Annotated in this window: 24 protein-coding genes; 17 read left to right on the top strand and 7 right to left on the bottom strand. The window is 67.8% G+C overall.

Annotation, left to right across the window (positions count from 1 at the left end):
* Window positions 1–48 precede the first annotated feature (48 nt).
* The 5 genes from efp (at window position 49) to AC3ITN_RS12775 (ending at window position 4493) form a co-directional block, all read left to right on the top strand.
* Complete coding sequence (efp, locus tag AC3ITN_RS12795) at window positions 49–618, top strand: elongation factor P (RefSeq protein WP_313344820.1); 570 nt, start codon at window positions 49–51, stop codon at window positions 616–618.
* 234 nt (window positions 619–852) lie between these two features.
* Window positions 853–2196 (top strand): TRZ/ATZ family hydrolase, encoded by a 1344-nt coding sequence (locus tag AC3ITN_RS12790; RefSeq protein WP_313344822.1) that lies wholly within the window; start codon window positions 853–855, stop codon window positions 2194–2196.
* A 33-nt stretch (window positions 2197–2229) separates the two neighbouring features.
* Window positions 2230–2961, top strand: a complete 732-nt coding sequence (gene ubiG, locus AC3ITN_RS12785) for a bifunctional 2-polyprenyl-6-hydroxyphenol methylase/3-demethylubiquinol 3-O-methyltransferase UbiG (RefSeq protein ID WP_489390748.1) — start codon at window positions 2230–2232, stop codon at window positions 2959–2961.
* Window positions 2945–3649: a phosphoglycolate phosphatase gene (locus tag AC3ITN_RS12780; RefSeq protein WP_489390747.1), complete on the top strand. Its 705-nt coding sequence runs from the start codon at window positions 2945–2947 to the stop codon at window positions 3647–3649. The genes ubiG and AC3ITN_RS12780 overlap by 17 nt, the downstream gene beginning before the upstream one ends.
* Before the next feature lie 136 nt (window positions 3650–3785).
* Complete coding sequence (locus AC3ITN_RS12775; protein ID WP_313344829.1) at window positions 3786–4493, top strand: squalene/phytoene synthase family protein; 708 nt, start codon at window positions 3786–3788, stop codon at window positions 4491–4493.
* 295 nt (window positions 4494–4788) lie between these two features.
* On the opposite strand, the gene AC3ITN_RS12770 is transcribed toward AC3ITN_RS12775, so the two are convergent.
* Genes AC3ITN_RS12770 through yidD form a run of 3 tightly spaced genes read right to left on the bottom strand, consistent with a single transcriptional unit; the run spans window position 4789 to window position 7235 of the window.
* Entirely contained in the window at window positions 4789–5634 is an 846-nt protein-coding gene (locus tag AC3ITN_RS12770; RefSeq protein ID WP_489390746.1) for a M23 family metallopeptidase, read from the bottom strand.
* The gene (locus AC3ITN_RS12765; protein WP_489390745.1) at window positions 5634–6980 is read right to left on the bottom strand and encodes a dihydroorotase; all 1347 of its coding nucleotides are present in this window, start codon (window positions 6978–6980) and stop codon (window positions 5634–5636) included. Before AC3ITN_RS12765 ends, AC3ITN_RS12770 begins: the two co-directional genes overlap by 1 nt.
* Complete coding sequence (gene yidD, locus AC3ITN_RS12760) at window positions 6981–7235, bottom strand: membrane protein insertion efficiency factor YidD (protein WP_313344838.1); 255 nt, start codon at window positions 7233–7235, stop codon at window positions 6981–6983.
* A 271-nt stretch (window positions 7236–7506) separates the two neighbouring features.
* Between yidD and dksA the strand changes: the two genes are divergently transcribed.
* Window positions 7507–8730: an RNA polymerase-binding protein DksA gene (gene dksA, locus AC3ITN_RS12755; RefSeq protein WP_489390744.1), complete on the top strand. Its 1224-nt coding sequence runs from the start codon at window positions 7507–7509 to the stop codon at window positions 8728–8730.
* A gap of 164 nt (window positions 8731–8894) precedes the next feature.
* On the opposite strand, the gene AC3ITN_RS12750 is transcribed toward dksA, so the two are convergent.
* The 3 genes from AC3ITN_RS12750 to cysS are packed head-to-tail and all read right to left on the bottom strand — an operon-like array spanning window position 8895 to window position 11981.
* Entirely contained in the window at window positions 8895–10148 is a 1254-nt protein-coding gene (locus tag AC3ITN_RS12750; RefSeq protein WP_313344847.1) for an MFS transporter, read from the bottom strand.
* Window positions 10145–10588, bottom strand: a complete 444-nt coding sequence (locus AC3ITN_RS12745) for a SufE family protein (protein WP_313344848.1) — start codon at window positions 10586–10588, stop codon at window positions 10145–10147. Before AC3ITN_RS12745 ends, AC3ITN_RS12750 begins: the two co-directional genes overlap by 4 nt.
* Before the next feature lie 25 nt (window positions 10589–10613).
* Window positions 10614–11981 (bottom strand): cysteine--tRNA ligase, encoded by a 1368-nt coding sequence (gene cysS / locus AC3ITN_RS12740; RefSeq protein WP_489390743.1) that lies wholly within the window; start codon window positions 11979–11981, stop codon window positions 10614–10616.
* A gap of 228 nt (window positions 11982–12209) precedes the next feature.
* Between cysS and AC3ITN_RS12735 the strand changes: the two genes are divergently transcribed.
* The 11 genes from AC3ITN_RS12735 (at window position 12210) to AC3ITN_RS12685 (ending at window position 24182) form a co-directional block, all read left to right on the top strand.
* Entirely contained in the window at window positions 12210–12770 is a 561-nt protein-coding gene (locus AC3ITN_RS12735) for a hypothetical protein (RefSeq protein WP_313344851.1), read from the top strand.
* A gap of 327 nt (window positions 12771–13097) precedes the next feature.
* Window positions 13098–14108, top strand: coding sequence for an N-acetylornithine carbamoyltransferase (locus tag AC3ITN_RS12730; RefSeq protein WP_489390742.1), 1011 nt, complete (start codon window positions 13098–13100; stop codon window positions 14106–14108).
* Window positions 14109–14285: 177 nt separating this feature from the next.
* Window positions 14286–15482 carry an argininosuccinate synthase gene (locus AC3ITN_RS12725; RefSeq protein ID WP_313344856.1) on the top strand — a complete coding sequence of 399 codons (1197 nt, stop codon included), beginning with the start codon at window positions 14286–14288 and terminating at the stop codon, window positions 15480–15482.
* Window positions 15483–15874: 392 nt separating this feature from the next.
* Window positions 15875–16963 carry an acetylornithine deacetylase gene (locus tag AC3ITN_RS12720; protein ID WP_489390741.1) on the top strand — a complete coding sequence of 363 codons (1089 nt, stop codon included), beginning with the start codon at window positions 15875–15877 and terminating at the stop codon, window positions 16961–16963.
* Window positions 16964–17035: 72 nt separating this feature from the next.
* On the top strand, window positions 17036–18364 hold the full coding sequence (locus tag AC3ITN_RS12715) for an acetylglutamate kinase (protein ID WP_489390740.1): 1329 nt from the start codon (window positions 17036–17038) through the stop codon (window positions 18362–18364).
* Window positions 18365–18368: 4 nt separating this feature from the next.
* A complete protein-coding gene (locus AC3ITN_RS12710; RefSeq protein WP_489390739.1) occupies window positions 18369–18968 on the top strand; it encodes a GNAT family N-acetyltransferase in 600 nt (199 codons plus the stop codon).
* Window positions 18965–19924: an N-acetyl-gamma-glutamyl-phosphate reductase gene (argC, locus tag AC3ITN_RS12705; RefSeq protein ID WP_489390738.1), complete on the top strand. Its 960-nt coding sequence runs from the start codon at window positions 18965–18967 to the stop codon at window positions 19922–19924. The genes AC3ITN_RS12710 and argC overlap by 4 nt, the downstream gene beginning before the upstream one ends.
* A 12-nt stretch (window positions 19925–19936) precedes the next feature.
* The gene (argH, locus tag AC3ITN_RS12700) at window positions 19937–21232 is read left to right on the top strand and encodes an argininosuccinate lyase (protein WP_313344869.1); all 1296 of its coding nucleotides are present in this window, start codon (window positions 19937–19939) and stop codon (window positions 21230–21232) included.
* 59 nt (window positions 21233–21291) lie between these two features.
* A complete protein-coding gene (locus AC3ITN_RS12695; protein WP_313344872.1) occupies window positions 21292–21552 on the top strand; it encodes a YciI family protein in 261 nt (86 codons plus the stop codon).
* Window positions 21553–21565: 13 nt separating this feature from the next.
* Window positions 21566–22717, top strand: coding sequence for a glutamate 5-kinase (proB, locus tag AC3ITN_RS12690; protein ID WP_489390737.1), 1152 nt, complete (start codon window positions 21566–21568; stop codon window positions 22715–22717).
* Window positions 22718–22919: 202 nt separating this feature from the next.
* The gene (locus AC3ITN_RS12685; protein WP_489390736.1) at window positions 22920–24182 is read left to right on the top strand and encodes a glutamate-5-semialdehyde dehydrogenase; all 1263 of its coding nucleotides are present in this window, start codon (window positions 22920–22922) and stop codon (window positions 24180–24182) included.
* Window positions 24183–24282: 100 nt separating this feature from the next.
* Here the strand turns inward: AC3ITN_RS12685 and AC3ITN_RS12680 are convergent, their stop codons facing one another.
* Window positions 24283–25599 carry an OmpA family protein gene (locus AC3ITN_RS12680; protein WP_489390735.1) on the bottom strand — a complete coding sequence of 439 codons (1317 nt, stop codon included), beginning with the start codon at window positions 25597–25599 and terminating at the stop codon, window positions 24283–24285.
* Between the last annotated feature and the right edge of the window lie 110 nt (window positions 25600–25709).

Here is a 25709-nt window from a genome sequence, read left to right as displayed (position 1 = left end):
TCCGGCTCGCCGCGCCTGCGCGGCGTTTGCCCATTCAGGAGTTTCAGCATGGCCACTGTTGGCATGAACGACGTCAAGAACGGGATGAAAATCCTGATCAACAATGAACCGGCGGTCATCACCGAGACCGAGTACGTCAAGCCGGGCAAGGGCCAGGCCTTCACCCGCATGAAGTACCGCTTCATCAAGTCGGGCCGCGTGGTCGAAATGACCATGAAGGCCACCGACGACGTGGAGAAGGCCGATGTCGTGGATACCAACATGGACTTCATGTACAGCGACGGCGAGTACTGGCACTTCATGGACCCGGAAACCTTCGAGCAGGTCCAGGCCACCAAGTCCGGCATGGGCGGCGCCGAGAAGTGGCTGAAGGGCGAGGAAGTCTGCATCGTGACCCTGTGGAACGGCGAGCCGATCTTCGTGCAGCCGCCGAACTTCGTCGAGCTGAAGATCACCGAGACCGACCCGGGCGTCCGTGGCGACACCTCGGGCGGCGGCGGCAAGCCGGCCACCCTGGAAACCGGCGCCGTGGTCCGCGTGCCGCTGTTCGTCAACCAGGATGAAATCATCAAGGTCGACACCCGCTCGGGCGAATACTCCGCCCGCGCAGGAAAGTAATCCGACCGCAGGCCGGATTACGGTAGAGCCGACTGTGTAGAGCGGACTGTGTAGAGCGGACTGTTAGTCCGCTGCTCTCAACGGGCTCTCAACGGGCAACGGAAAAGGCAGCGGACTAACAGTCCGCTCTACCAAAAAAGCAACGGAAAAGGCAGCGGACCAACAGTCCGCTCTACCAGAAAGTCCCTCGCCGAGCCCCGCCGGCGAGCCCCCCGACCGCTACAGCGAGCCCGCATGACCGACACCTCCCGCATTCCCGAACCCTGTGACCTGCTGATCGAAGCCGGTTACGTGGTCCCGATCGAACCGCATGCGGTGGTGCTGGAAGACCATGCCGTGGCCGTGCGCGGCAGCGAGATCATCGCCATCCTGCCGCGTGCCGAGGCCCGCGCGCGGTTCGATGCGCGCCAGGTGGTGTCGCGCCCCGATGCGGCGCTGATGCCCGGGCTGGTCAATGCGCATACGCACAATCCGATGACGCTGCTGCGCGGCGTGGCCGACGACCTGCCGCTGATGGTGTGGCTGCAGCAGCACATCTGGCCGGTGGAAGCGGCGGTGATCGGGCCGGAGTTCGTGGCCGACGGCACCACCCTGGCCATCGCCGAGATGCTGCGCGGTGGTACCACCTGCGCCAACGAAAACTACTTCTTCGGCGACGTCCAGGCGGCCGTCTACAAGCAGCACGGCTTCCGTGCGCTGGTGGGCGCGGTGATCATCGATTTCCCCACCGCCTGGGCCAAGACCGATGATGAGTACTTTGCCAAGGCCGGCGAACTGCATGATCAGTGGCGCAACGATCCGCTGATCGGCACCTCGTTCGCGCCGCACGCGCCGTACACCGTCAACGACGCCAATTTCGAACGCGTGCGCATGCTGTCCGACCAGCTGGACATGCCGGTGCACCTGCACACGCATGAAACCGCCCAGGAAATCAGCGATTCGATCAAGCTGCACGGCCAGCGCCCGTTGGCGCGGCTGGACCGTCTTGGCCTGGTCAACGACCGCCTGATCGCGGTGCACATGACCCAGCTGACCGAGGCGGAAATCCACCTCTGCGCCGAACGTGGCGTCAGCGTGGTGCATTGCCCCGAGTCCAACCTGAAGCTGGCCTCCGGCTTCTGCCCGGCCTGCGCCCTGCAGCGCGCCGGGGTGAACCTGGCGATCGGCACCGACGGCTGCGCCAGCAACAACGATCTGGACATGTTCAGCGAGAACCGCACCGCGGCCATCCTGGCCAAGGCCGTTGCCAACGATGCCACCGCGCTGGACGCGGCCACCACGCTGCGTGCGGCCACCCTGGGCGGTGCGCGCGCGCTGGGCTTCGGCGACCGGATCGGGTCGATCGAAGTGGGCAAGCAGGCGGATCTGGTCTGCGTGGATCTGTCCGCGCTGGAAACCCAGCCGCTGCACCACGTGCTTTCCCAGCTTGTCTATGCCGCCGGCCGCCACCAGGTCAGTGATGTCTGGATCGCTGGGCAGCCCAAGCTGGTCCAGCGCGAGCTGGTTGGCATGGACACCGCCGCGATCGTCGCCAACGCCCGCCAGTGGCGCGAGCGTATCCGCCACATCCGTGCTTGATTGCGCGCGCCTGATCGCGCCGAGGATTTCCCCATGAATGCCCCCCACGCTTCCACCAATTTCGACCAGGCCGAGCTGGACAAATTCGCCGCGCTCGCCAACCGCTGGTGGGATACCGACGGCCCGCAGAAGCCGCTGCATGCGCTGAACCCGGTGCGCCTGCAGTACGTGGCCACGCGTGCCCGCCTGCGCGGTGCGCGGGTGCTGGACATCGGCTGCGGCGGCGGCCTGCTGAGCGAGGCACTGGCCAAGGAAGGCGCGGAGGTCACTGCCATCGACCTGGCGCCGGAGCTGGTCAAGGTCGCGCGCCTGCACGGGCTGGAGTCGGGCGTCAGCGTGGATTACCGCGTGCAGGCCGCTGAAGACCTGGCCGCCGAACAGCCGGGCAGCTTCGACGTGGTGACCTGCATGGAAATGCTGGAGCACGTGCCGGACCCGGGCGCGATCATCGCCGCCTGCCACCGCCTGCTCAAGCCCGGCGGCCAGCTGTTCCTGTCCACCGTCAACCGCACCCCGGCCGCGTTCGCGGTGGCCATCGTGGGCGCCGAATACGTGGCGCGCCTGCTGCCCAAGGGCACGCACCACTATCAGGATTTCATCAAGCCGGCCGAACTGGGCAAGTGGCTGCGCGAGTCTGATTTCAACCTGCGCGATGTCAGCGGCATGGCCTACGAGCCGTGGCGCAACCGCGCGCGCCTGAGCTCGCGCACCGACATCAATTACCTGGCCTACGCGGTCAAGCCGGACGATGCCGCCCGTGTCTGAGTCCGGCGTCCACGCGGGCCTGTTCCCGCAGGCGGTTCTGTTCGATCTGGATGGCACGCTGCTGGACAGCGCGCCGGACATGCTGGCGACCGCCAACGCGATGCTGGCTGTGCGCGGGCGCGCGCCGATCAGCTTGGACGCGTTGCGCCCGGTGGTCTCCAAGGGCTCGCGCGCGATGGTGTCCGTGGCGTTCCCGGGGCTGGGGCAGGAGGCGCGTGATGCGCTGGTGCCCGAGTTCCTGGACCGTTACGAAGCACTGATCGGCCAGCACGCGGTGCTGTTCGACGGCGTGGCCGGCATGCTTGAAGCATTGGAAGCGGCAGGCTGTGCCTGGGGCATCGTCACCAACAAGCCGGAGTACCTGGCGCGGCTGATCCTGCCGCAGCTCGGCTGGGAAACCCGCTGTGCGGTGCTGATCGGCGGCGACACCCTGGCCCAGCGCAAGCCGCACCCGCTGCCGCTGCTGGCGGCGGCCGAGCGCATGGGCATCGACCCGGGCACCTGCATCTACGTCGGCGACGACGAGCGCGACATCGTCGCGGCCAATGCCGCCGGCATGGCCTCGGTGGCCGCGCTGTGGGGCTACCGCCTGGACGCCGACGACCCGCTGGCCTGGGGTGCCGAGGTCATGATCGAACAGCCGGCTAAGCTGCAGCGTGCCGCCGCGTGGCCAGCGTCGCGCCGGTAACGCTGGCGGCTCAACATGGGTAGGTACCGCAAGGAACGACACTGTCGTTCCCAACGTCGCCCGCGACGGCCCGCAAGGGTGCCCGCCAAAGGCGGGCATACCGTTGGTCGGTACGCGCTTCACCAGGACATCTGCAATGACCACTTCCACTGCCCTCGACAGTTTCCTCGACAAATGGCGGACCCGCTGGCCGGAATGGCAGGTGGCCGAACCGTTCATCGCCGAATCCCAACGCGCCCTCGTGGTGGCATGGTTCGCGCTGCTGCAGGAGTTCGACGACATCCTCAATACCGCCGGCGACCCGATGCCGGCCGACGCCAAGCTGGCGTGGTGGGGCGAGGAGCTGCGCAGCTGGTCCGCGCAGCGCTCGCGGCATCCGCTTGGGCGGCTGCTGGAGCCGGTGCGTGCGCCGTGGGGCGAGCTGGCGGAGACCCTGCCTGACCTGATCGAGGCACGTGCGGTGGCGGCCGACCCGGAGCAGGCGCGGCGCGCGCTGCAGGGCTACGGCGCGGCCGTGGCGGCGGTGGAAGCGGTGATGTTCGGTACGCCGGCCCGCGGCGACGTTGCCACCCCGGTGGTGCTGCAGGTGCTGGCCCAGCGCCTGCACGAAGCCGGCGTGGCGGCGGTGCCGCGTTCGCTGTTGGCGCAGGATGATGGCCATGCGCCGCAGCGCTGGGCGCAGCAGTTGCTGCGTGATTGGCCGGCCCGGGTGTCCGGCCCACGACCGCGCCGCCTGTACGCCTCGCTGGCGCGCACCCGCCAGCAGGCGTGGGCGCACGGCCGCGAGCTGAAGGCCACGCCGCTGCGCACGCTGCTGCGCACGTGGTGGGCCGCAAGAGGGTAGAGCCACGCCCTGCGTGGCTGCGCGGTGCCGAAACAAGCGGTAGAGCCACGCCCTGCGTGGCTGCGCGGTGCCGAAACAAGCGGTAGAGCCACGCCCTGCGTGGCTGCGCGGTGCCGGAACAAGCGGTAGAGCCACGCCCTGCGTGGCTGCGCGGTGCCGAAACAAGCGGTAGAGCCACGCCCTGCGTGGCTGCGCGGTGCCGAAACAAGCGGTAGAGCCACGCCCTGCGTGGCTGCGCGGTGCCGGAACAAAACGCAGCCACGCAGGGCGTGGCTCTACGGCGTGGCGTTTGCCGCTACCGATTGCGTTCGAGCACCAGCAGCGGATCCATCCGCGTATCGAACCAGTTCATGCCCCAATGCAGGTGCGGCCCCGTGGCACGCCCGGTGGCGCCCACCGCGGCGATCACCTGGCCCTGTTCCACCCGATCACCCACCTTCACATCGATACGCGACAGGTGCAGGAAGTTGGAGCTGATCCCGAAGCCATGGTCCAGCAACAGCGTGCCGCCGGTCAGGTACAGGTCCGGGCCGGCAAAGGTCACCACGCCGGCGGCCGGCGCCTTGACCGGGGTGCCGGTGGGCACCGCGATGTCCATGCCCGAATGGCCCGACCCGGGCTGGCCGTTGTACACGCGCGCATTGCCGAAGCGGCCGCTGATGCGTCCCTGCACCGGCCAGATGAACGCTTGGGCGAAATCGGCACGGTTGTCATCGCGGGCGCGGGCGGCGGTGACCTGCGCCTGCTCGCGCTTGATCCGCTCGGCGATCGCCGGCGGCGGGTTCACCGTCTTGGGCGGCACGCCGTTGACCCGCTCCACCGGCCAGTCGCGCGCGGTCACGGCGATGCTCACCGTCTCGCTGCCGCCGTCGGGGCGCTGTACCTGCACCTGCAGCGGGCCCTGCTCATCGCGGCCGATGCCGAACACGACACTGCCATAGCCGCTCACCCGCAGCGTGCGGCCGGCGTACTGCACCGTGCTGCCGGCCGGCACCTTGCCGATCACCATGGCACCCTGCGAGGCGCTGGCCGGGAACACCACGCGGGCGTCGGCCTGGGCCAGGGCAGGGGTGGGCACGACGACCAGCGCCGCCAGCGGGGCCAGGGCCAGCAGGCCCAGGCCCAAAACGGTAGCCCGCATCAGCGGTCGTAGCTCATGCGCTGGCCGTTCGGTGCGCCCACCAGCTGCTGGCCATCCCACGCCAGCTGGCCATTGACCCAGGTCGAAGCGATGCGCGAACGGAAGGTGGTGCCCTCGAACGGCGACCAGCCACACTTGGACAGCACGTCTTCGCGCTTGACGGTGAACGGCACGTCCTCCACCAGCACCAGGTCGGCCCAATAGCCTTCGCGCAGGTAGCCGCGCTGGCTCACGTCGAACAGCTGCGCCGGGGCGTGGGCGAACTTCTGCACGACCTGGGTAATCTCCAGCTTGCCTTCATGCACCAGTTCCAGCGCCGCCACCAGCGCGTACTGCACCAGCGGCAGGCCGGAGGGCGCCTGCGGGTAGGGCTTCTGCTTCTCTTCCCAGGTGTGCGGGGCGTGGTCGGTGGCCAGCACGTCGATCACGTTGTCGGCCACGGCCTGGGTCAGCGCCTCGCGGTCGCTGGCTTCCTTGATCGCCGGGTTGCACTTGATCAGGTTGCCCAGGCGCGCGTAGTCGCTGCGGTCGAAACGCAGGAAATGGATGCAGGTTTCGGCGGTGATCTGCTTGCGGCTGCCGTCGGCGCGGACCAGCGGGCCCTTCTCGAACAGCTTCAGCTCATCGGCGGTGGAGATGTGCAGCACGTGCAGGCGGGTGCCGTGCTTCTTCGCCAGCGCCACCGCCAGCTCGGACGACTTCAGGCAGGCCTCGCGCGACCGGATGTCCGGGTGCTGTTCGGCGCTCAGCGCATCGCCGTACTTCTCGGCGTATTCCTTCGCCTTGGCGTCGATCATCGGCGTGTCTTCGCAGTGCGTGATGATCGGGGTGGGGGCGTACTTGAAGATCGCGTCCAGCGTTTCCGGGTTGTCGACCAGCATGTTGCCGGTCGAAGCGCCCATGAACACCTTGATGCCCGGCGAGTTCTTCGGGTCCACCACCTTGATGTCGGCCAGGTTGTCGTTGCTGGCGCCCATGTAGAAGCCGTAGTTGGCGCGCGCGCGGCCGGCAGCGGCGTCGTACTTGGCCTGCAGCGCCTCGGCATTGAGCGTGGGCGGGTTGGTGTTGGGCATGTCCATGAAGCTGGTCAACCCACCGGCCACCGCGGCGGCCGATTCGGTGGCGATGTCACCCTTGTGGGTCAGGCCGGGTTCGCGGAAGTGCACCTGGTCGTCGATCATGCCCGGCAGCAGCCAGCGGCCGGCGGCGTCGACCACGCTGTCGCCGGGCTGCGGCTCCAGGCCAGTGCCGATCTGCGCGATGCGGCCGTTTTCAATGCGCAGGTCGCCGTCGAAGATGCGACCTTCGTTGACCAGGCGGGCGTTGACGATGAGCGTGGCGGACATTCAGTGTTTTCCTGTGCAGCGGCAGTCGGCGGGCGCGGTGCGCGGCGGCACCTCGTCCACGCCACCGGGATGGAAGGGATGGCAGCGCCCCAGCCGCCGGGCGGCCAGCCAGCTGCCGCGCGCGGGGCCATGGGTGGCGATGGCCTGCATGGCGTATTCAGAACAGCTGGGCATGAAGCGGCAGCGCGGCCCCAGCAGCGGGCTGATGAAGCGCTTGTAGAAGCGCAGCAGGGCGATGAGCAGGTGGGAGATCACCCCCCAATCTTAGAGCAGTTGGCATGAAGGCCGCATTTGTCGCAGGATGGGGTGTTGGCCCCGCCCGCACCATCCATGCGGCGGGCCGCCCCGGCGACAGCGCCGGGTCAGGTTCCGAACTGCGCAGGTCGGTCCAGCCCCAGCCGGGCGACGACCGGGCACCGCCGGCTCCGCGGCTGAACGGAGTGGGCGGTGTGGTTGCTGCTGCTGGTCGGGTAGGCTATAAAGGCCCGCTTTCCCGGGCCCCGGGGAAACCAAGGAAGAGCGTTTCGTGGCTGCTAAAAAAACTGCAAAGAAGGCCGTCAAGGCCGCCAAGAAAACCGCCAAGCCTGTTGTAACGAAGTTGGCGGCCAAGTCCGTTGCCAAAAAACCGGCCGCAAAGCCGGCGGGCAAGCCTGCATCCAAACAACCGGCGGCCAGGACGGCACCCGTCAAGAAGTCGGCCACCAAGGCGCCGGCCAAGGCGGTCAAGAAGGCCGTGGCCAAGAAGCCGGTGGTCGCTAAAGCGCCGGTGAAGAAGGCTGCCACCAGCACGACGGTGGCGAAGAAGGCTGTCGCCAAAGCACCGGTCGTCAAAGGACCAGTGAAGAAGGTCGCGCCCGCCAGCAAGACCGTGGCCAAGAAATCCGTTACCCCGGCGGCCAAGCCCGCGCCGGTGAAAAAAGCGGTTGCCAAGCCTGCCCCGGCCAAGCCGGTAAAGGCCGTCAAGCCGGCCAGCAAGCCGGTGGCAACCAAGCCGGCGGCCAAGCCGGCCGCAGCACCCGTAGTGAAGTCCGCACCGAAGCCGGCTCCGCCGGCGCCGGCCAAGTCTGTCCCGGCCAAGGCCGCGGCCAAGCCTGCTCCTGCTCCGGCGTCCGCGCCGAAGCCGGTGGCGGCAGCCCCCGCGCCAAAAGCCCCGCAAAACAAGAATCCCGTGCCCGTTTCGAAATCGCCTGCAAAAACCCCCGTGAAGTCCGAATCCGCCCCCAAGCCCGTGTCGCGTCCGGTCGGCAAGGTCGCCGTTGCCGTGGCCGCGCGTTCGTCCGCCCCGGCCCCGCGCACCAAGGTCAAGGTCGTGGAATACAAGACTGACGAAGCCACCGGCCGTCCGATCCTGCCTGCCGGCTACAAGCCGAGCGCGGAAGAGGAGTACATGAGCCCCCTGCAGCTGGAGTATTTCCGCCAGCGCCTGCAGACCTGGCGCAATGAACTGGTCGAAGAATCCAAGCAGACCATCGCCAACCTGCAGGAAGAAGTACGTGACATCGGCGACGAAGCCGAGCGCGCCACCCGCGAGACCGAGAACTCGCTGGAACTGCGTACCCGCGACCGTTACCGCAAGCTGATCGGCAAGATCAACAGCACGCTCAAGCGCCTGGAAGACGGTGACTACGGCTACTGCGTGGACACCGGCGAAGAAATCGGCCTGGACCGCCTCGAAGCGCGTCTGACCGCCGAACGCACCATCGACGCCCAGGAGCGTTGGGAGCACCTGCAGAAGCAGCAGGGCGACTGATCCCCACGCGTTGTTGATTGACGCAGAAAACCCGGCCTCGGCCGGGTTTTTTGTTGCCTTGGAGGCGGTCGTCGGCCTGAAGGCAACAGCAGCGTCTTTGCTGCTACCCGCCGGCCCTCTACACGCAGGTCAGCAGACCCAGGCTGTGGCGGTTGCAGGTGCAGTTATTGCAGATCGCGCAGATTCAACCGGCGCAGGGTCGGGTTCTTCCAGGCGGTGATGCCGGCCACGCTCAAGACCGCGAAGCCGCCCAGCACCACGGCGGGGACCAGGCCGAGCAGCTTGGCCATCGTGCCGGCGTAGAACGCGCCGAGCTCGTTCGAGGAGCTGATGAAGATGCCGTTGATCGACGACACGCGGCCGCGCATTTCCTCGGGCGTGGCCAGCTGCAGGATGGTTGAACGGATCACCACCGAGACCCCGTCGAAGGCCCCGTAGAAGAGCAGGATCACCGCCGACAGCCAGAAACTGTGCGACAGCCCGAAGCCGATCACGCACAGACCGAAGCCGGCCACGGCGAACAGCAGCACCCGCCCCGCATGGCGCTGCAGCGGGCGCCGTGCCAGCCACAGCCCCACGCAGACCGACCCCAGCGCAGGGGCCGCGCGCAGGATGCCCAGGCCCTCCGGGCCGTGGTGCAGGATCTCGTGCAGGAACGCCGGCAGCATGGCCACCACGCCGCCCAGCAGCACCGAAAACATGTCCAGCGCCATCGCTCCGACCATGATCCGGTTGCCCAGCACGAACCGGCCGCCCTCGGCGATGCTCTTGAAGATCGGCGCGGCCGGGCCGGTATGGACCGGCTCGGAGACGCGCAGCGCGGCCAGGCAGCCCAACGCACCCAGCGCCACGCCCACCGCCACCCCGTAGGCCACGCTCTTGCCGCCCCAGGCCACCAGCACGCCGCCCAGGGCCGGCCCAATGACCATGCCGGCCTGGAACACCACCGAACCCAACCCCGCGCCGCGCGCGAACTGATGGCGCTCCAGCACCCGCGCGAACAGCGCGTTGTAGATGGGCGACAGGAAGGCACGGACCATGCCGGTCATCGCCACCGCCGCATAGATCGGCCAGACCCCGTTGAACGGCAGCCAGCCCTTGGCCACCGCCGTCAGCACCACCGCAGTGAGCACCAGTCCCGCGCAGGCCACCATGCCCAGCCGCCGGCGCGGCAGGTGGTCCACCAGGTAGCCGGCGAACGGCGCCACGCAGAAGAACGGCAGCACCTCGGCCAGGCCCACCAGCCCCAGCGAGAACGGATTGCGGGTCACTTCGTAGATGTGCCAGCCCACCGTGACCGCCACGATCTGGTAGGACAGCATCGCCAGGATGCGGTAGGCCAGCAGCAGCGAAAAGCCCGGCCGCGCGAGCAGGCCAAGGGCGCTCTCGCCGACCTCGGTGGGGGCAGGGGAACTCACGGTGCCGACTGCGCCAGCGCGGTCTCTCGGATGAACGCCAGCATCGCCGCCACGCCGTTGCTGCGCGTCGGCGAGAGGTGGCGGGACAGCCCGATGTCCTGGATGTAGCTTGGCTCGGTGGCCAGGATCTCGGCCGCCGAACGCCCCGAATAGACCCGCAGCGCCAGGTAGATCAGGCCCGAGACAATGGCCGAATCGCTGATCGCATGGAAGCGTAGCGTGTCCGCATTGCCCTCCGGCACGATCCAGACCATCGACTGGCAGCCCAGCAGGCGGTGTTCTTCCGTCTTCCATTCCTCGCGGAAGGCGGGCAGCTTGCGGCCAAGGTCGATCAGGTACTGGTAACGCTCCGACCAGTCGCCGAAGAAGGCGAACTCCTCGGCAATGGCGGTCTGCGCTTCAGCGGCGGTGGGTTCGAGCGGGAAGGGGGAATCAGTCACAGCGGTCTCTACGGTTGTTGCGGGGTTAGCGCTTTCTCGACCAGCGTACGCCCTGGGCGGTGTCTTCCAGCACAATGCCATCGGCGGCCAGCTGGTCGCGGATGGCGTCGGCACGGGCGAAGTCGCGCGCCTGCTTGGCGGCCGCACGGGCATCGATCAGGGCCTGGATGGCCGCATCGTCGTTGCTGCCGCTGGCCGTGCCGAACCACGCCGCCGGATCCTGCTGCAGCAGGCCCAGCGCCAGGCCCGCGCCGAGCAGGGCCGACTTCCACTGCGCCTTGTCGTTGTCCGCGGCCTTGCGCGCTTCGCCGGCAATGCGGGCCAGCTCGGCCAGCGCCTGCGGCGTGTTGAGGTCATCGTCCAGCGTCGCCTCGATCTCCGCCGGAATCACCGCCGCCGCCTGCACGTCGACCAGATCGCGCAGCGTGCCGTACAGGCGGTCCAGCGTCCGCACCGACTGTTCGATCAGCGCGTCGGACCAGTCCAGCGGCTGCCGGTAATGGGCCGACAGCAGCGCGTAGCGCAGCGCTTCGGGCGCGTGCTGGCGCACCAGGTCGTGGACCCGCTCGATGTTGCCGATCGACTTGCTCATCTTGGCGCCGCCGAAGTTGAGCATGCCGTTGTGCAGCCAGAACCGGGCGAAGGTCTGCCCGCCGTGGGCGCACTCGCTCTGCGCGATCTCGTTTTCGTGGTGCGGGAACTGCAGATCCACGCCACCGGCATGGATGTCGATGGTGGCGCCCAGGTGCGCGGCGGCCATGGCCGAGCACTCGATGTGCCAGCCCGGGCGGCCACGGCCCCACGGCGAGGCCCAGCCGGGCAGGTCGTCGCTGGACGGCTTCCACAGCACGAAGTCGCCCGGGTCGCGCTTGTAGGGCGCCACGTCCACGCGGGCGCCGGCCAGCATCTCGTCCGGGTCGCGGCGCGAGAGCTTGCCGTAGTCGGCGTAGGAGGCCACCGAGAACAGCACGTGGCCATCGGCCGCATAGGCATGCCCGGCGGCGATGAGCTGCTCGATCATCGTGATGATGTGCGGAATGTGCGCGGTGGCTTCCGGCTCGATGTCCGGTGGCACCACGCCCAGCGCCGCCATGTCCTCGCGGTAGGCGGCAGCGAAGCGGTCGGTGATCGTGGAGATCGGCACGTTCTGCTCACGCGCGGCGGCGTTGATCTTGTCGTCCACGTCGGTGATGTTGCGGGCGTAGCGCAGGCCGCCAAAGCGGCGCCGCAGCAGGTCGGCCAGCACCCCGAACACCACCGGGCCGCGGGCGTTGCCGATATGTACATAGTTGTAGACCGTGGGGCCGCACACATACAGGGTCGGACAGGTCGGATCGAGCGGGGTGAACGGTTCGAGCTGGCGTGTCAGGTTGTTGTGCAGGCGCAGGGTCATGGGGCGTGGGGCCGGGCGGAGTAGGGGCAAGCCCTCGATTTTAGATCACAACGGCCGCCAGCGCTGGCCCCGTGCCGCGCCAGGGCACCCTTTGCCCCGACCCGGGGGTGGCCGGGCGTCGCAAACGGCACCCCCTGCTATGGGCAGATGCGTCGCGGAAGGGTAATGTTCAGCCCCTTGTGCCTGGCACTGCCTAAACTATCCACCTTGTCCTCTTTCCTGTTGCCAATGAAATCCGCTTCGTTGCTGACGCTGGCCTGCCTGCTGGGAAGCGCCGCCTTCATGGTGTGCGCCCAGGATGGCGAGGTCCGTAACCGGGTGGTGATCGTGGAGAACGTCAAGTTCGACTACGCGCAGGTACTCAATGTCGAACCTGTGTTCCAGACCCTGCGGGCCACCCGCACCGAGGAGCACTGCGAACCCGTCTCGACGCGGACCCTGGCCCCGGTCAACGTGACCGGCGAGGAGCCGCAGGAAGACAAGGGGCGTTTCGGCCGGTTCATGGATTCGGTGCGCTCCATCTTCAAGCGTGAAGACGGCACCACCGAGGAGGGCGCCCCGCTGGTGGAGGCCCCGGCCGCCAACAACGGGCCGCTGCTGACCCGCGACTGCCGCATCATCCCGGTCGGCCGCGAGTTCCGCCGCCCCATCGCCTACGACGTGGATTACGTCTACAAGGGCACCAAGTACCGTTCGCGGCTGCCGGAAGACCCCGGCAACCGGCTCAAGATCCGGGTCTCCATCACCCCGTGGACCGGCGCCGAGCCCGGCAGCGCAGCCAACCCGTAACCCCCCCTGTCCGGTAGCGCCAGGCCCTGCCTGGCGGCCGCCCGGCCCGATGCCCCACCCAAGGGTTGCGCCGGCGTCAACCACATGCAAAGATTGGCGGCCATGAAACTCACCGACTTCCAGCACGACACCAGCGCCGCCCGTATGGCCACGGGCATGACGTCGCGTGCCCGCCGACCGGAACCCCACATTTTCGCTGGGTAACCGGAGCTTCGTGCTGTCTGTTCGGAAAACCCAGCCCCCGCGCTGGGTTTTTTCGTTTCTACGATTTGAAAAGTTGCATTTGTACCCTTTCTTCCATTGAACCCCGCCTCAAAGGATCGATCGATGTCCCTGAAGCACTTCCTGAACACCCAGGACTGGAGCCGCACCGACCTGGATGCCCTGCTGACCCAGGCCGCGCTGTTCAAGCGCAACAAGCTGGGCGACGAGCTCAAGGGCAAGTCGATTGCCCTGGTGTTCTTCAATCCCTCCATGCGCACCCGCACCAGCTTCGAGCTGGGTGCCTTCCAGCTGGGCGGGCACGCGATCGTGCTGCAGCCGGGCAAGGACGCATGGCCGATCGAGTTCAACCTGGGCACTGTGATGGACGGCGACACCGAAGAGCACGTGGCCGAGGTGGCCAAGGTGCTGGGCCGCTACGTCGACATGATCGGCGTGCGCGCGTTCCCGAAGTTCATCGACTGGGCGCAGGACCGCGAGGACATCGTGCTCAAGGCCTTCGCCAGGTACTCGCCGGTGCCGGTGATCAACATGGAAACCATCACCCACCCGTGCCAGGAACTGGCCCACGTGATGGCGCTGCAGGAACACTTCGGCACCCAGGACCTGCGCGGCAAGAAGTACGTGTTGACCTGGACCTATCACCCCAAGCCGCTGAACACCGCAGTGGCCAACTCGGCGCTGACCATCGCCACCCGCATGGGCATGGACGTGACCCTGCTGTGCCCGACCGCCGACTACATCCTGGACGACCGTTACATGGGCTGGGCCGAGCAGAACGTCGCCGAGAGCGGCGGTTCGCTGAAGATCAGCCATGACATCGCCAGCGCCTATTCCGGTGCCGACGTGGTCTACGCCAAGAGCTGGGGCGCGCTGCCGTTCTTCGGCAACTGGGAACCGGAAAAGCCCATCCGCGACCAGTACAAGCACTTCATCGTGGACGAGGCCAAGATGGCCATGACCAACAACGGCGTGTTCAGTCATTGCCTGCCGCTTCGTCGCAACGTCAAGGCAACCGACGGCGTCATGGACTCCGCACAGTGCATTGCGATCAACGAAGCCGAGAACCGCCTGCACGTGCAGAAGGCGATCATGTCGGCGCTGGCCGGCCGGTGATGGCCACCGGCCGCGGTCGGCGGGTTACCGCCGACGGTAGAGCCGACTGTTAGTCGGCTAGCCACGCAGGGCGTGGCTCTACACCAGAACCAAACGCAGCCACGCAGGGCGTGGCGCTACGATCCAGAACGCAATAACCGTTTCCCATTTCCGCCCCCCATTTCGGACCCTACCTCCATGAGCAAGAAAGACATCGTCCTGGCCTTCTCCGGCGGACTCGACACCAGCTTCTGCGTGCCTTACCTGCAGGAACGCGGCTATGCCGTGCACACCGTGTTCGCCGACACCGGCGGCGTGGATGACGAAGAGCGCGATTTCATCGAAAAGCGCGCCGCCGAACTGGGCGTGGCCAGCCATGTCACCGTCGACGGTGGCCCGGCGATCTGGAGTGGCTTCGTCAAGCCGTTCGTGTGGGCCGGCGAGGGCTACCAGGGCCAGTACCCGCTGCTGGTGTCGGACCGTTACCTGATCGTCGATGCCGCGCTCAAGCGCGCCGCCGAACTGGGTACCAACATCATTGCCCACGGCTGCACCGGCATGGGCAACGACCAGGTCCGCTTCGACCTGGCCGTGAAGGCGCTGGGCGACTACCAGATCGTCGCGCCGATCCGCGAAATCCAGAAGGAACACACCCAGACCCGCGCCTACGAGCAGAAGTACCTGGAAGAGCGCGGCTTCGGCGTGCGCGCCAAGCAGCAGGCCTACACCATCAATGAAAACCTGCTGGGCCTGACCATGTCCGGCGGCGAGATCGACCGTTGGGAAGCCCCGGGCGAAGGCGCACGCGGCTGGTGCGCACCGCGCAGCGAATGGCCGGCCGAGGCGCTGACCGTGACCCTGACGTTCGTCGAAGGTGAAGCGGTCGAGCTGGATGGCAAGGCGCTGCCGGGTGAGCAGATCCTGGCCAAGCTCAACAAGCTGTTCGCGCCCTACGGCGTGGGCCGTGGCGTGTACACCGGCGACACCGTGATCGGCCTGAAGGGCCGCATCGTGTTCGAGGCGCCGGGTCTGGTCTCGCTGCTGGCCGCGCACCGCGCGCTGGAAGATGCCGTGCTGACCAAGCAACAGAACCGCTTCAAGCCCGACGTGGCCCGCAAGTGGGTGGAGCTGGTGTACGAAGGCTTCTACCACGACCCGCTCAAGACCGACATCGAAGCATTCCTGAAGTCCTCGCAGACCAAGGTCAACGGCGAAGTGGTGCTGGAAACCCGTGGTGGCCGCGTGGACGCGGTGGCGGTGAAGTCGCCGCACCTGCTCAACACCAAGGGCGCCACCTACGCGCAGTCGGCCGATTGGGGCGTGGAAGAGGCGGAAGGCTTCATCAAGCTGTTCGGCATGAGCTCTACCGTGTACGCGCAGGTCAATCGCGGCTGACCGCGATTGACGCGTGCCCGGCTCCGCGTAGTGCCGGCCGCTGGCCGGCTCCTCGCAAAGCCGATTTCACGTAGTGCCGGCCGCTGGCCGGCTCCTCGTAAAGCCGATTTTACGTAGTGCCGGCCGCTGGCCGGCTCCTCGTAAAGCTGATTTAACGTAGTGCCGGCCGCTGGCCGGCTCCTCGTAAAGCCGATTTAACGTAGTGCCGGCCGCTGGCCGGCTCCCAGCACGGCCGGATCATTGCAGAGCCGGCCAGCGGCCGGCACTACGGGCTTGCAGAGCCGGCCGGTGGCCGGCACTACGGGCTTGCAGAGCCGGCCGGTGGCCGGCACTACGGGCTTGCAGAGCCGGCCAGCGGCCGGCACTACCCTCCTTGATGGATTTTCAGACACATGTTGGAACAGACCCTCAACCACCTGCAGGCACTGGTGTCCTTCGACACCCGCAATCCGCCGCGCGCGATCACCACCGGTGGCATCTTCGATTACCTGCGCGCGAACCTGCCCGGGTTCAACGTGGACGTGATCGACCATGGCGACGGTGCGGTCAGCCTGTATGCGGTGCGGGGCACGCCGCGGTACCTGTTCAACGTGCACCTGGACACCGTGCCCGATTCCCCGCATTGGAGCGCCGACCCGCACGTGATGCGGCGTAGCGATGACCGCGTGATCGGGCTGGGTGTCTGCGACATCAAGGGCGCGGCCGCCGCACTGGTGGCCGCGGCCAATGCCAGCGATGGCGACGCCGCGTTCCTGTTTTCCAGCGACGAGGAAGCCAACGACCCGCGCTGCATCGCCGCCTTCCTGGCGCGCGGCATTCCTTACGACGCCGTGCTGGTGGCCGAGCCGACCATGAGCGAAGCGGTGCTCGCGCACCGTGGCATCAGTTCGGTGCTGATGAACTTCGCCGGCCGCGCCGGGCATGCCTCCGGCAAGCAGGACGCGGCCGCCAGTGCACTGCACCAGGCCATGCGCTGGGGCAACCGCGCGCTGGACCACGTGGAATCGCTGGCGCATGCACGCTTCGGCGGCCTCACCGGGCTGCGCTTCAACATCGGCCGGGTCGAAGGCGGCATCAAGGCCAACATGATCGCCCCGGCCGCCGAACTGCGGTTTGGTTTCCGCCCGCTGCCGTCGATGGACATCGACGCGCTGCTGGCCACCTTTGCCGGTTTCGCCGAGCCCGAGGCCGCGCTGTTCACCGAAACCTTCCGTGGCCCCAGCCTGCCGGCCGGCGACATTGCCGAGGCGGAGAACCGCCGCCTGCTCGCACGCGACGTGGCCGATGCGCTGGACCTGCCGATCGGCAACGCCGTGGACTTCTGGACCGAAGCCTCGCTGTTCTCGGCCGGTGGCTACACCACCCTGGTGTATGGCCCGGGTGACATCGCCCAGGCCCACACCGCCGATGAGTTCGTGACGCTTGAGCAGCTGCAGCGTTACACCGACGCCGTGCACCGCATCATCAGCGCCCGCGCCTGACCCTTGAACATGCCGCCCGGCTTTGCCGGTCGGACCTGCAACGCGGCGACCGCCGCCTGTGATGAAACCGACATGTCTCCTGCCCTCCAGCCCCACCGCCAGACCCGCCAGACCATCGTGCGCCTGCTCTCGAGCATGGCCAGCGCGAAAGAGATCAGCCAGTACCTCAAGCGCTTCTCACAGGTGGACGCCAAGCGCTTCGCCGTGGTCAAGGTCGGCGGCGCGGTGCTGCGCGACGACCTCGATGCGCTGACGTCCTCGCTGTCGTTCCTGCAGGAAGTCGGCCTCACCCCGATCGTGCTGCACGGCGCCGGCCCGCAGCTGGATGCCGAGCTGTCGGCAGCGGGGATCGTCAAGGAAACCGTCAACGGCCTGCGCGTGACCTCGCCGGAAGGCCTGGCCATCGTGCGCCGGGTGTTCCAGGCCTCCAACCTGCAGCTGGTGGAAGCGCTGCAGCAGAACGGCGCACGCGCCACCTCCATCACCGGCGGCGTGTTCGAGGCCGAGTACCTGGACCAGGCCACCTACGGCCTGGTGGGCGAGGTGAAGAAGGTCAACCTCGCACCGATCGAAGCCAGCCTGCGGGCCGGCTCCATCCCGGTGATCACCAGCCTGGGCGAGACCCGCTGCGGGCAGATCCTCAACGTCAACGCCGACTTCGCCGCCAACGAGCTGGTGCAGGAACTGCAGCCGTACAAGATCATCTTCCTTACCGGCACCGGTGGCCTGCTCGACGAAGAGGGCAACGTGATCGACTCGATCAACCTGTCCACCGAGTACGACCAGCTCATGCAGCAGCCGTGGATCCACGGTGGCATGCGGGTCAAGATCGAACAGATCAAGGATCTGCTGGACCGCCTGCCGCTGGAGTCGTCGGTGTCGATCACTCGGCCCGCAGACCTGGCCAAGGAACTGTTCACCCACAAGGGCTCCGGCACGCTGGTGCGCAAGGGTGAGCGCGTACTGCGCGCCACCGACTGGAGCGAACTCGACCTGCCGCGGCTGAAGGGCCTGATCGAGTCCAGCTTCGGCCGCACGCTGGTGCCGCACTACTTCGACAAGACCCGGCTGCTGCGCGCCTACGTCAGCGAGAACTACCGCGCCGCGGTGATCCTCACCGACGAGGCCGAGGGCGTGTACCTGGACAAGTTCGCCGTGCTCGACGACGCGCAGGGCGAAGGCCTGGGCCGCGCGGTCTGGAACGTGATGCTGGACGAAACCCCGCAGCTGTTCTGGCGCTCGCGCCACGGCAACCCGATCAATCATTTCTACTACGCCGAATCCGATGGCTGCTACAAGCAGGACCATTGGAAGGTGTTCTGGTTCGGCGCCGATGGCTTTGATCGCATCCGCACCTATGTCGACCATTGCGCCACGCGCACCCCGAGCCTGGAGGGCTGACCCCATGAATCATGCCGACTGGACCAAGGTCCCTACGCTGGACGGCCGGCATGCACGGCTGGAGCCGTTGCAGATGGCCCACATCGACGGTCTGCGCGGTGCGCTGGGCGACGGCGCGTTGTCCGAGCTGTGGTACGCGCAGGTCCCCAGCGCCAAGACCATGACCGGGTATGTGCAGGCGGCGCTGCAGGACCAGGCCGCAGGCAAGGTGCTGCCGTTCGCGGTGCTCAACGTAGACGGTAACGTGGTGGGCAGCACCCGCTACTACGCGCTGGAGGAAGACGTGCCGCGGCTGAGCATCGGCTACACCTGGTACGGCCCCTCCGCGCAGCGCACCGGCGTGAACACACAGGCCAAGCTGATGCTGCTTACCCACGCCTTCGAGCGGTTGAAGTGCATCAGCGTGGCGTTTGAAACCAGCTCGCACAACGCTGCATCGCGCGCGGCGATCGCGCGGCTGGGCGCTACCCAGGAAGGCGTGCTGCGCAACCACAAGCGTCACCCCAACGGCACCCCGCGCGACACGGTCGTCTTCTCCATCATCGATTCGGAATGGCAGGACGTGAAGCGCGCCCTGCAGGACCGCCTGGACGCACACGCATGAGCACTTCCAAAGCAACATTCACCATCGGCATCGTCGGTGCCCGTGGCCATACCGGCGCCGAGCTGGTCAAACTGATCGCCGCGCATCCGCAGCTGTCGCTGGGCTTCGTGTCCTCGCGCGAGCTGGCCGGGCAGCGCGTGGGTGAGCACTATCCCGAGATCACCGGCGATATCGCCTTCGAGAATCTCGATGCCGACGCCGTTGCCGCCAAGGGCGTGGACGCGGTGATCCTGGCGCTGCCCAACAACCTCTCCGCGCCGTTCGTGGCTGCGCTGGACGCCGCGCGACCGGGCACCGTGATCGTCGACCTGTCGGCCGACCATCGCTTCGAGGGCAGCTGGTACTACGGTCTGCCCGAACTGACCCGCGGCGACTACACCGGGCAGACGCACATCAGCAATCCGGGCTGCTACGCCACCGCCATGCAGCTGGCGATCAGCCCGCTGCTGGACCAGCTGGCCGGCCCGCCGCAGTGCTTCGGCGTCTCCGGGTACTCCGGTGCGGGCACCAGCCCGTCGGACAAGAACAACCCCGAACTGCTGCGCGACAACCTCATGCCGTATGCGCTCACCAACCACGTGCACGAGCGCGAAGTCACCGCGCACCTGCGCGTGCCGGTGGAGTTCATGCCGCACGTGGCACCACATTTCCGTGGCATCACCATGACCGTCAACCTGTGGCTGCAGCAGCCGCTGAGCCGCGAGCAGATCGTGGACGCCTACCGTCGCTTCTATGCCAACGAGGCGCTGGTCGAAATCCTCGACGAAGCGCCGTGGGTGAGCCGCATCGCCGGCCGCCACGGCGTGCAGATCGGCGGCTTCGACGTGGCCCCGGGCGGCAAGCGCGTGGTCGTCGTGGCGACCTTGGACAACCTGCTCAAGGGCGCGGCCACCCAGGCCATGCAGAACCTCAACCTGGCCCTGGGCCTGGACGAACTCACCGCAATTCCGCATTGATTGGAGCAAGACATGGCAGACCTTCTTTGGCAGAAGCCCGGCGTGGCGGTAGACGCGAAGATCCAGACCTTCCTGGCTGGCGATGACGTCATCCTGGACCGTGAGTTCTTCCTCTACGACGTTGCCGCCAGCAAGGCGCACGCGCAGGGCCTGGAGAACATCGGCATCCTCGATACCGCCGAGCGTACCGACCTGCAGCGCGAGCTGGACGTCCTGGCCGACGATTTCCGCAGCGGCGCCTTCGTGCTCGACGAGCGGTTCGAGGATTGCCATTCGGCCATCGAGGCGCGGTTGACCGAGCGCCTCGGCGATGCCGGCCGCAAGATCCACACCGGCCGCAGCCGCAATGACCAGATCCTGGTGGCTACCCGTTTGTGGCTGAAGGACAAGCTGCGGCGTGTGGGCGAACTGAGCCGCGAGATCGCCAAGGTCGCGCTCGACCGTGCCGAGGCCGAGAAGGACCTGCCGGTGCCGGGCTACACCCACATCCAGCGCGCCGTGGTGTCCTCGGCGGGCATGTGGTGGGCCGGCTGGGCCGAAGCCTTCATCGACAACGCCACCCGCGCACACGACACCTTCGCGCTGGTGGACGCCAATCCGCTGGGCACCGCCGCCGGCTACGGCGTCAACCTGCCGCTGGACCGCGCGCACACCACCCATGCGCTGGGCTTTGCGCGCATGCAGGTGTCGCCGATCTACGCGCAGCTGTCGCGCGGCAAGTTCGAACTGGCCGCGCTGGAGGCGCTGGGCGGTGCCACCCTGGACCTGCGGCGCCTGGCGTGGGACCTGTCGCTGTTCACCAGTGGCGAGTACGGCTTCGTGGCGCTGCCGGCGCAGTACACCACCGGCAGCTCGATCATGCCCAACAAGCGCAACCCGGACGTGATCGAACTGATGCGCGCCACCCATGCCAGCGTGGCCGCCGCGCGTACCGAGATCGAGCAGCTGCTGTCGCTGCCGTCGGGGTACCACCGCGACCTGCAGGGCAGCAAGGGCGCCATCTTCCACGGCTTCGGCCGTGGCCTGGCGGCGCTGGAACTGCTGCCGGCGCTGCTGGCCAACCTGGAGTGGCGCGAAGACAAGCTGCGCGCGGCCATCGACTCCGGCATGTATGCGACTGACGTTGCCGTGGAAGCGGCCGTGGCCGGCGTGCCGTTCCGCGAGGCCTACAAGGCCGCGGCGGCGGCATCGGACACGGCGGGGCAGGGGCGCACGCCCGAAGGCAGTCTGGCCGCGCGCGTGTCGCCCGGCGCGGCCGCCGACCTGCGGCTGGATGAACTGCGCGCGCGCTGGGCGGCGCTGGTGTAACGCAGAACGGCGGCCACTGGCCGCCGTTCCTGTATCGGCATGAATCAACGGAAATCCGCATGAAGATCTGCTATCTCGTACTGGTTACCCGCACCCCCGAGTTCCGCGATGACGCGGGTACCGAGCACGTTCGTTTCCTGGACGAGCTGCGCACCCGCGACCAGCTGCTCCTCACCGGCGGCTTCACCGACAAGACCGGCGGCGCCTACGTGCTGCACAACGTGGCCGACTGCGCCGCCGCGCAGGCCATCGTCGATGCCGATCCACTGATGACCCTGGGCAGCGCCACCGCGACCGTCCACGAATGGTCCACCCGCTGAGGGCGCCGCTGCGATGAGCCTGGGTCCCGTGCAGTCCCCGTTTCCCGAACAGCCCGTGCCTGGCTGGAAGCGCGCCGTGCTCAAGGTCGGCAGCAGTCTGCTGGCTGCCGATGGGGGCGGGCTGTCGCCGCGGCATGCGCTGGGCCTGGCGCAGTTCGTTTCGGCCAACGTGCTCGCCGGGCGCGAGGTGGTGATCGTGTCGTCGGGCGCGGTGGCCGCAGGGCGCGCGATCGTGCCGCGTGCGATCGAGGCAGGCGCCGCCATGGCCGCGCGCCAGGCGCTGGCCGCGCTCGGCCAGGCGCAGCTGATCGGGCTGTGGCAGCGCTTCTTCGAACGCCCGGTGGCGCAGGTGCTGCTCACCCACGACGACCTGCGCAACCGCCGACGCTATCTCAACGCACGCGCCACGCTCAATGAGCTGCTGCGGCTGGGCGCGCTGCCGGTGGTGAACGAGAACGACACGGTATCCGTGGACGAGCTCAAGCTCGGCGACAACGACAACCTGGCGGCCACGGTGGCGGCCCTGATCGATGCGGACGTGCTGTTCATCGCCACCGACATCGACGGCCTGTACAGCGCCGACCCGCGCCGCAACCCGCAGGCGCGGCCGATCCATGACGTGCCCGAGCTGACCATCGAGGTGCTGGCCATGGCGGGGGGTGCCGGCAGTGGTGCGGGTACCGGCGGCATGCACACCAAACTGGAGGCGGCGGCCAAGGCCGGTCGCGTGGGCATCGACACCTGCCTGTTCAACGGCCGCGATGCCGACGTGGTGCGCGCGCTGGCCCAGGGACGGTTGTTCGGTACCCGCATCCACGCCGGGCAGACCCGCGATGCGGCGCGAAAGTACTGGCTGCGGCATGCGCCGCTGGAGGCCGGTGCCATCGTCATCGATGAAGGTGCCGCCGCCGCGCTGCGCGACAAGGGGGCCTCGCTGCTGCCGGGTGGCGTGACCGGTGCCGAGGGCGACTTCCGCCGCGGCGACATGGTGGAGGTGCGGCTGCGCCACGCCGGTGGCGAAGTGCGGCTTGCACGCGGCGTCACGCAGTACTCGGCCAGCGACATCCGCCGCGTGGCCGGGCGGCATTCGCGCGACATCGAGAGCGTACTGGGCTACAACTATGGTGGCAACGTGATCCACCGCGATGATCTGGTGCTGGTGTGAACATCACGACACCCGCACCCGCAGAGCCACGCCCTGCGTGGCTGCATTCACCCGTAGAGCCACGCCCTGCGTGGCTGCATTGCCCCGTAGAGCCACGCCCTGCGTGGCTGCATTGCCGAACGCAGCCGACGCACCGCGCAGCCACGCAGCCACGCAGCCACGCAGGGCGTGGCTCTACACTGTTTATCCCCAGGAGATTGAGATGGTTGGCAGCCCCGCAGCTGATATCCGCACCCAGGCGCTGGCCTGCCGTGACGCCGCCCAGGTCCTTGCGCAGCTCTCGTCCGCCGCCAAGGCCGCGCTGCTGGCCGCCATGGCCGATGCACTGGACGCCGACACCGACACCATCCTCGCCGCCAACGCCCGGGATCTCGCCGCCGCCGAAGCCAACGGCGTCGGCAGTGCCATGCTCGACCGCCTGGCACTGAACCCGGCCCGGCTGTCCGCCGTCAGCGCGGCATTGCGCGAGGTAGCGGCGCTGCCCGATCCGGTCGGCACGGTCACCCGCGACGACGTGCGCCCCAACGGCATCCGCGTGCAGAAGGTGCGCGTGCCGCTGGGCGTGATCGCCATGATCTACGAAGCACGCCCCAACGTGACCGCCGATGCGGCCGCGCTGTGCATCAAGGCAGGCAACGGCGTGATCCTGCGCGGCGGCTCGGAGGCCATCCAGTCCAACACCGCCATTGCCGCCTCGCTGAAGCGCGCATTGCGCGAGGCCGGCGTGCCCGACGCGGCGTTGACCCTCGTGGAAGACCTGCGCCGGGAGACCATGCTTGCCTTGTTGCAGCTCAGTGACCTGATCGACCTGGCGATTCCGCGCGGCGGGGAAGGGCTGATCCGGTTCGTGGCCGAACATGCACGGGTGCCGGTGATCAAGCACTACAAGGGCGTGTGCCACCTCTACGTGGACCGCGCCGCCGACCTGCCGCAGGCGGTGGCGCTGCTGGTGGATGGCAAGTGCAGCCGCCCGTCGGCCTGCAATTCGCTGGAGACGCTGCTGGTACATGCCGATGTGGCCGCCACGTTCCTGCCGTTGGCCGACGCCGCGTTGCGCGAACGCGGCGTTGAGATCCGCGCCGATGCACGCGCACGTCAGTGGCTGCCCGAAGCAGCGCTGGCCACCGACGAGGACTTCGCGGCCGAGTATCTGGACCTGATCATTGCCGTGCGCGTGGTCGACGACATCACGCAGGCGCTGGCGCACATCCAGCAGTACAGCTCGGACCACACGGAAGTGATCGCCACCGAGGATGCCGCCGCGGCCGAGCGGTTCGTGCAGGCGCTGCGGTCGGCGGTGGTGATGGTCAACGCCTCGTCGCGGTTCTCCGATGGCGGCGAACTGGGCCTGGGCGCTGAAATCGGCATCTCCACCACCCGCCTCCACGCGTACGGCCCGATGGGGCTGGAAGCGCTGACGGTGGAGCGCTTCGTGGTACGCGGAGCGGGGCAGGTGCGGGCGTGACGACCAACAGTCGTCACCTACCGGGCAGGTAACGACCGTTGGTCGTTACGGCAGGATGCCGGGCCTTGGCCGGCATCCTGCATCGCCGTCCTGCAAGCGATCACCGCACCGTGTAGCTGATCCGCCGGTTCTTCGCGCGCCCGGCGTCCGTGTTGTTGTCGGCCAGCGGCTGGTTCGACCCGAACCCGCGCGCCACCAACCGGTCGGCTGGCACACCCTGGGTCACCAACGCGTCCACCACCGCGTTCGCACGTTGCTCGCTCAACGCCTGGTTGCCCCTTGCATCGCCTTGCCGATCGGTGTGACCGCCCACCTCGACCTTGGTCCCGGCCGGCGCGCCCTCGATGGCGTCGGCGGCCTTGACGATGATGTCGTGGCTGCTGCGGGTCAGCCTGGCCGACCCGGTCTCGAAGGTGACCGTGGTGAGGTTCAACGCCGCCGTCAGGTCGGTCGCGGTGTAGCCGCCCTCGAGCTTGTTGATGGCCTCCACCCCGCGATCGAACATGCCCTCCACCTCCACATTGCCCAGCCGTTGCTGAAACAGCGTGCTGACCGCAGCACGCCCGGCGACCGGCAGGGCCGAGGTATCCAGTTTCGCCTTGTCGCCGGTGAACGCGAACTTCAATCCGTCCGCCTTGAGATCCGGCAGCATCGTCTTGAGCCGGTCCAGCCACCCTGCCGGTCTCACGCTGGCATCCACGTCGAGTTGGCCCGACAGATTGCTGCGGCCGAAGGTCGCGGCCAAGGCTTCCCACAACTGGAACTTCTCCGCGGCGCTGGCCAGCGTGCCCGCGACGCTGATCTTGCCGCCGTTGTTGCTGAAGCTGAAGCGTGGCTCGGTGCTGGCCACGGGCGTGGCGGTCGCCGGCGTCGCGGGTGCGGACGTGCTGGCGGTGGTCCGCGGCGGGGCGGGGGTCTTGTTGCGCATGTTCCAGCCGCAGTAGGCCAGCGCCAGCAGGGCCAGGATCGGCAACAGCCAGCGCCAGAGGCGGAAGGGCTGTGTTGCCTTCCGCCTGCCCTCGATCAGCCCGGCCGGCAGCGAAGTGGGCATGACGCCGCCCGCGGTCACCGCCCGCACCAGCATCGGAAGCGTGGTGGCCAGCAGGGAAGGCACCAGCCCGCTGGCAATCCCGGACTTCTCCGCTATGTGCTGCACATCCTCGTTGCCCAACGCGCTGCGGATCTGGCTGGCATCCAGGATCTGGCTGGCATCCACCGGATGCATGTTGGGTTTGCCGGACAGCCAGGAGGTGAAGATCTTGCCGAGGCCGGCATTCTCGAATTTGTTTCGAAATGCGGCGAACCCGCCGGGTTGTTTGAAAATGTAGTCGGCGACTACACCGATGAACGTCCGCGCGTTTTGGCCAAGACCGGTTGCCCGGGCGATTTCATCGACCAGAGTCTGGAAAGACGACATGTCATAACCCCTCACAGTTAAGTGCGGGATGTCTCCGAGGCGGAGCGTACGCCCGGGCGGGGTCAGTGATGTGAAGATGTCTACACATGGGGACGTGACCGCGCGCTATG

This window comes from Stenotrophomonas sp. KH_036_B, assembly GCF_057839485.1.
Note: the sequence above shows the minus strand (reverse complement) of the source record. Positions and strands in the feature narration are given on the sequence as shown.

Bases quoted from the DNA above. Each gene is read 5' to 3' on its own strand.
- efp (WP_313344820.1), top strand. From the start codon at position 49: ATGGCCACTGTTGGCATGAACGACGTCAAGAACGGGATGAAAATCCTG.
- AC3ITN_RS12790 (WP_313344822.1), top strand. From the start codon at position 853: ATGACCGACACCTCCCGCATTCCCGAACCCTGTGACCTGCTGATCGAA.
- ubiG (WP_489390748.1), top strand. From the start codon at position 2,230: ATGAATGCCCCCCACGCTTCCACCAATTTCGACCAGGCCGAGCTGGAC.
- AC3ITN_RS12780 (WP_489390747.1), top strand. From the start codon at position 2,945: ATGCCGCCCGTGTCTGAGTCCGGCGTCCACGCGGGCCTGTTCCCGCAG.
- AC3ITN_RS12775 (WP_313344829.1), top strand. From the start codon at position 3,786: ATGACCACTTCCACTGCCCTCGACAGTTTCCTCGACAAATGGCGGACC.
- AC3ITN_RS12770 (WP_489390746.1), bottom strand. From the start codon at position 5,634: ATGCGGGCTACCGTTTTGGGCCTGGGCCTGCTGGCCCTGGCCCCGCTG.
- AC3ITN_RS12765 (WP_489390745.1), bottom strand. From the start codon at position 6,980: ATGTCCGCCACGCTCATCGTCAACGCCCGCCTGGTCAACGAAGGTCGC.
- cysS (WP_489390743.1), bottom strand. From the start codon at position 11,981: ATGACCCTGCGCCTGCACAACAACCTGACACGCCAGCTCGAACCGTTC.
- AC3ITN_RS12735 (WP_313344851.1), top strand. From the start codon at position 12,210: ATGAAATCCGCTTCGTTGCTGACGCTGGCCTGCCTGCTGGGAAGCGCC.
- AC3ITN_RS12730 (WP_489390742.1), top strand. From the start codon at position 13,098: ATGTCCCTGAAGCACTTCCTGAACACCCAGGACTGGAGCCGCACCGAC.
- AC3ITN_RS12725 (WP_313344856.1), top strand. From the start codon at position 14,286: ATGAGCAAGAAAGACATCGTCCTGGCCTTCTCCGGCGGACTCGACACC.
- AC3ITN_RS12720 (WP_489390741.1), top strand. From the start codon at position 15,875: ATGTTGGAACAGACCCTCAACCACCTGCAGGCACTGGTGTCCTTCGAC.
- AC3ITN_RS12715 (WP_489390740.1), top strand. From the start codon at position 17,036: ATGTCTCCTGCCCTCCAGCCCCACCGCCAGACCCGCCAGACCATCGTG.
- AC3ITN_RS12710 (WP_489390739.1), top strand. From the start codon at position 18,369: ATGAATCATGCCGACTGGACCAAGGTCCCTACGCTGGACGGCCGGCAT.
- argC (WP_489390738.1), top strand. From the start codon at position 18,965: ATGAGCACTTCCAAAGCAACATTCACCATCGGCATCGTCGGTGCCCGT.
- argH (WP_313344869.1), top strand. From the start codon at position 19,937: ATGGCAGACCTTCTTTGGCAGAAGCCCGGCGTGGCGGTAGACGCGAAG.
- AC3ITN_RS12695 (WP_313344872.1), top strand. From the start codon at position 21,292: ATGAAGATCTGCTATCTCGTACTGGTTACCCGCACCCCCGAGTTCCGC.
- proB (WP_489390737.1), top strand. From the start codon at position 21,566: ATGAGCCTGGGTCCCGTGCAGTCCCCGTTTCCCGAACAGCCCGTGCCT.
- AC3ITN_RS12685 (WP_489390736.1), top strand. From the start codon at position 22,920: ATGGTTGGCAGCCCCGCAGCTGATATCCGCACCCAGGCGCTGGCCTGC.
- AC3ITN_RS12680 (WP_489390735.1), bottom strand. From the start codon at position 25,599: ATGTCGTCTTTCCAGACTCTGGTCGATGAAATCGCCCGGGCAACCGGT.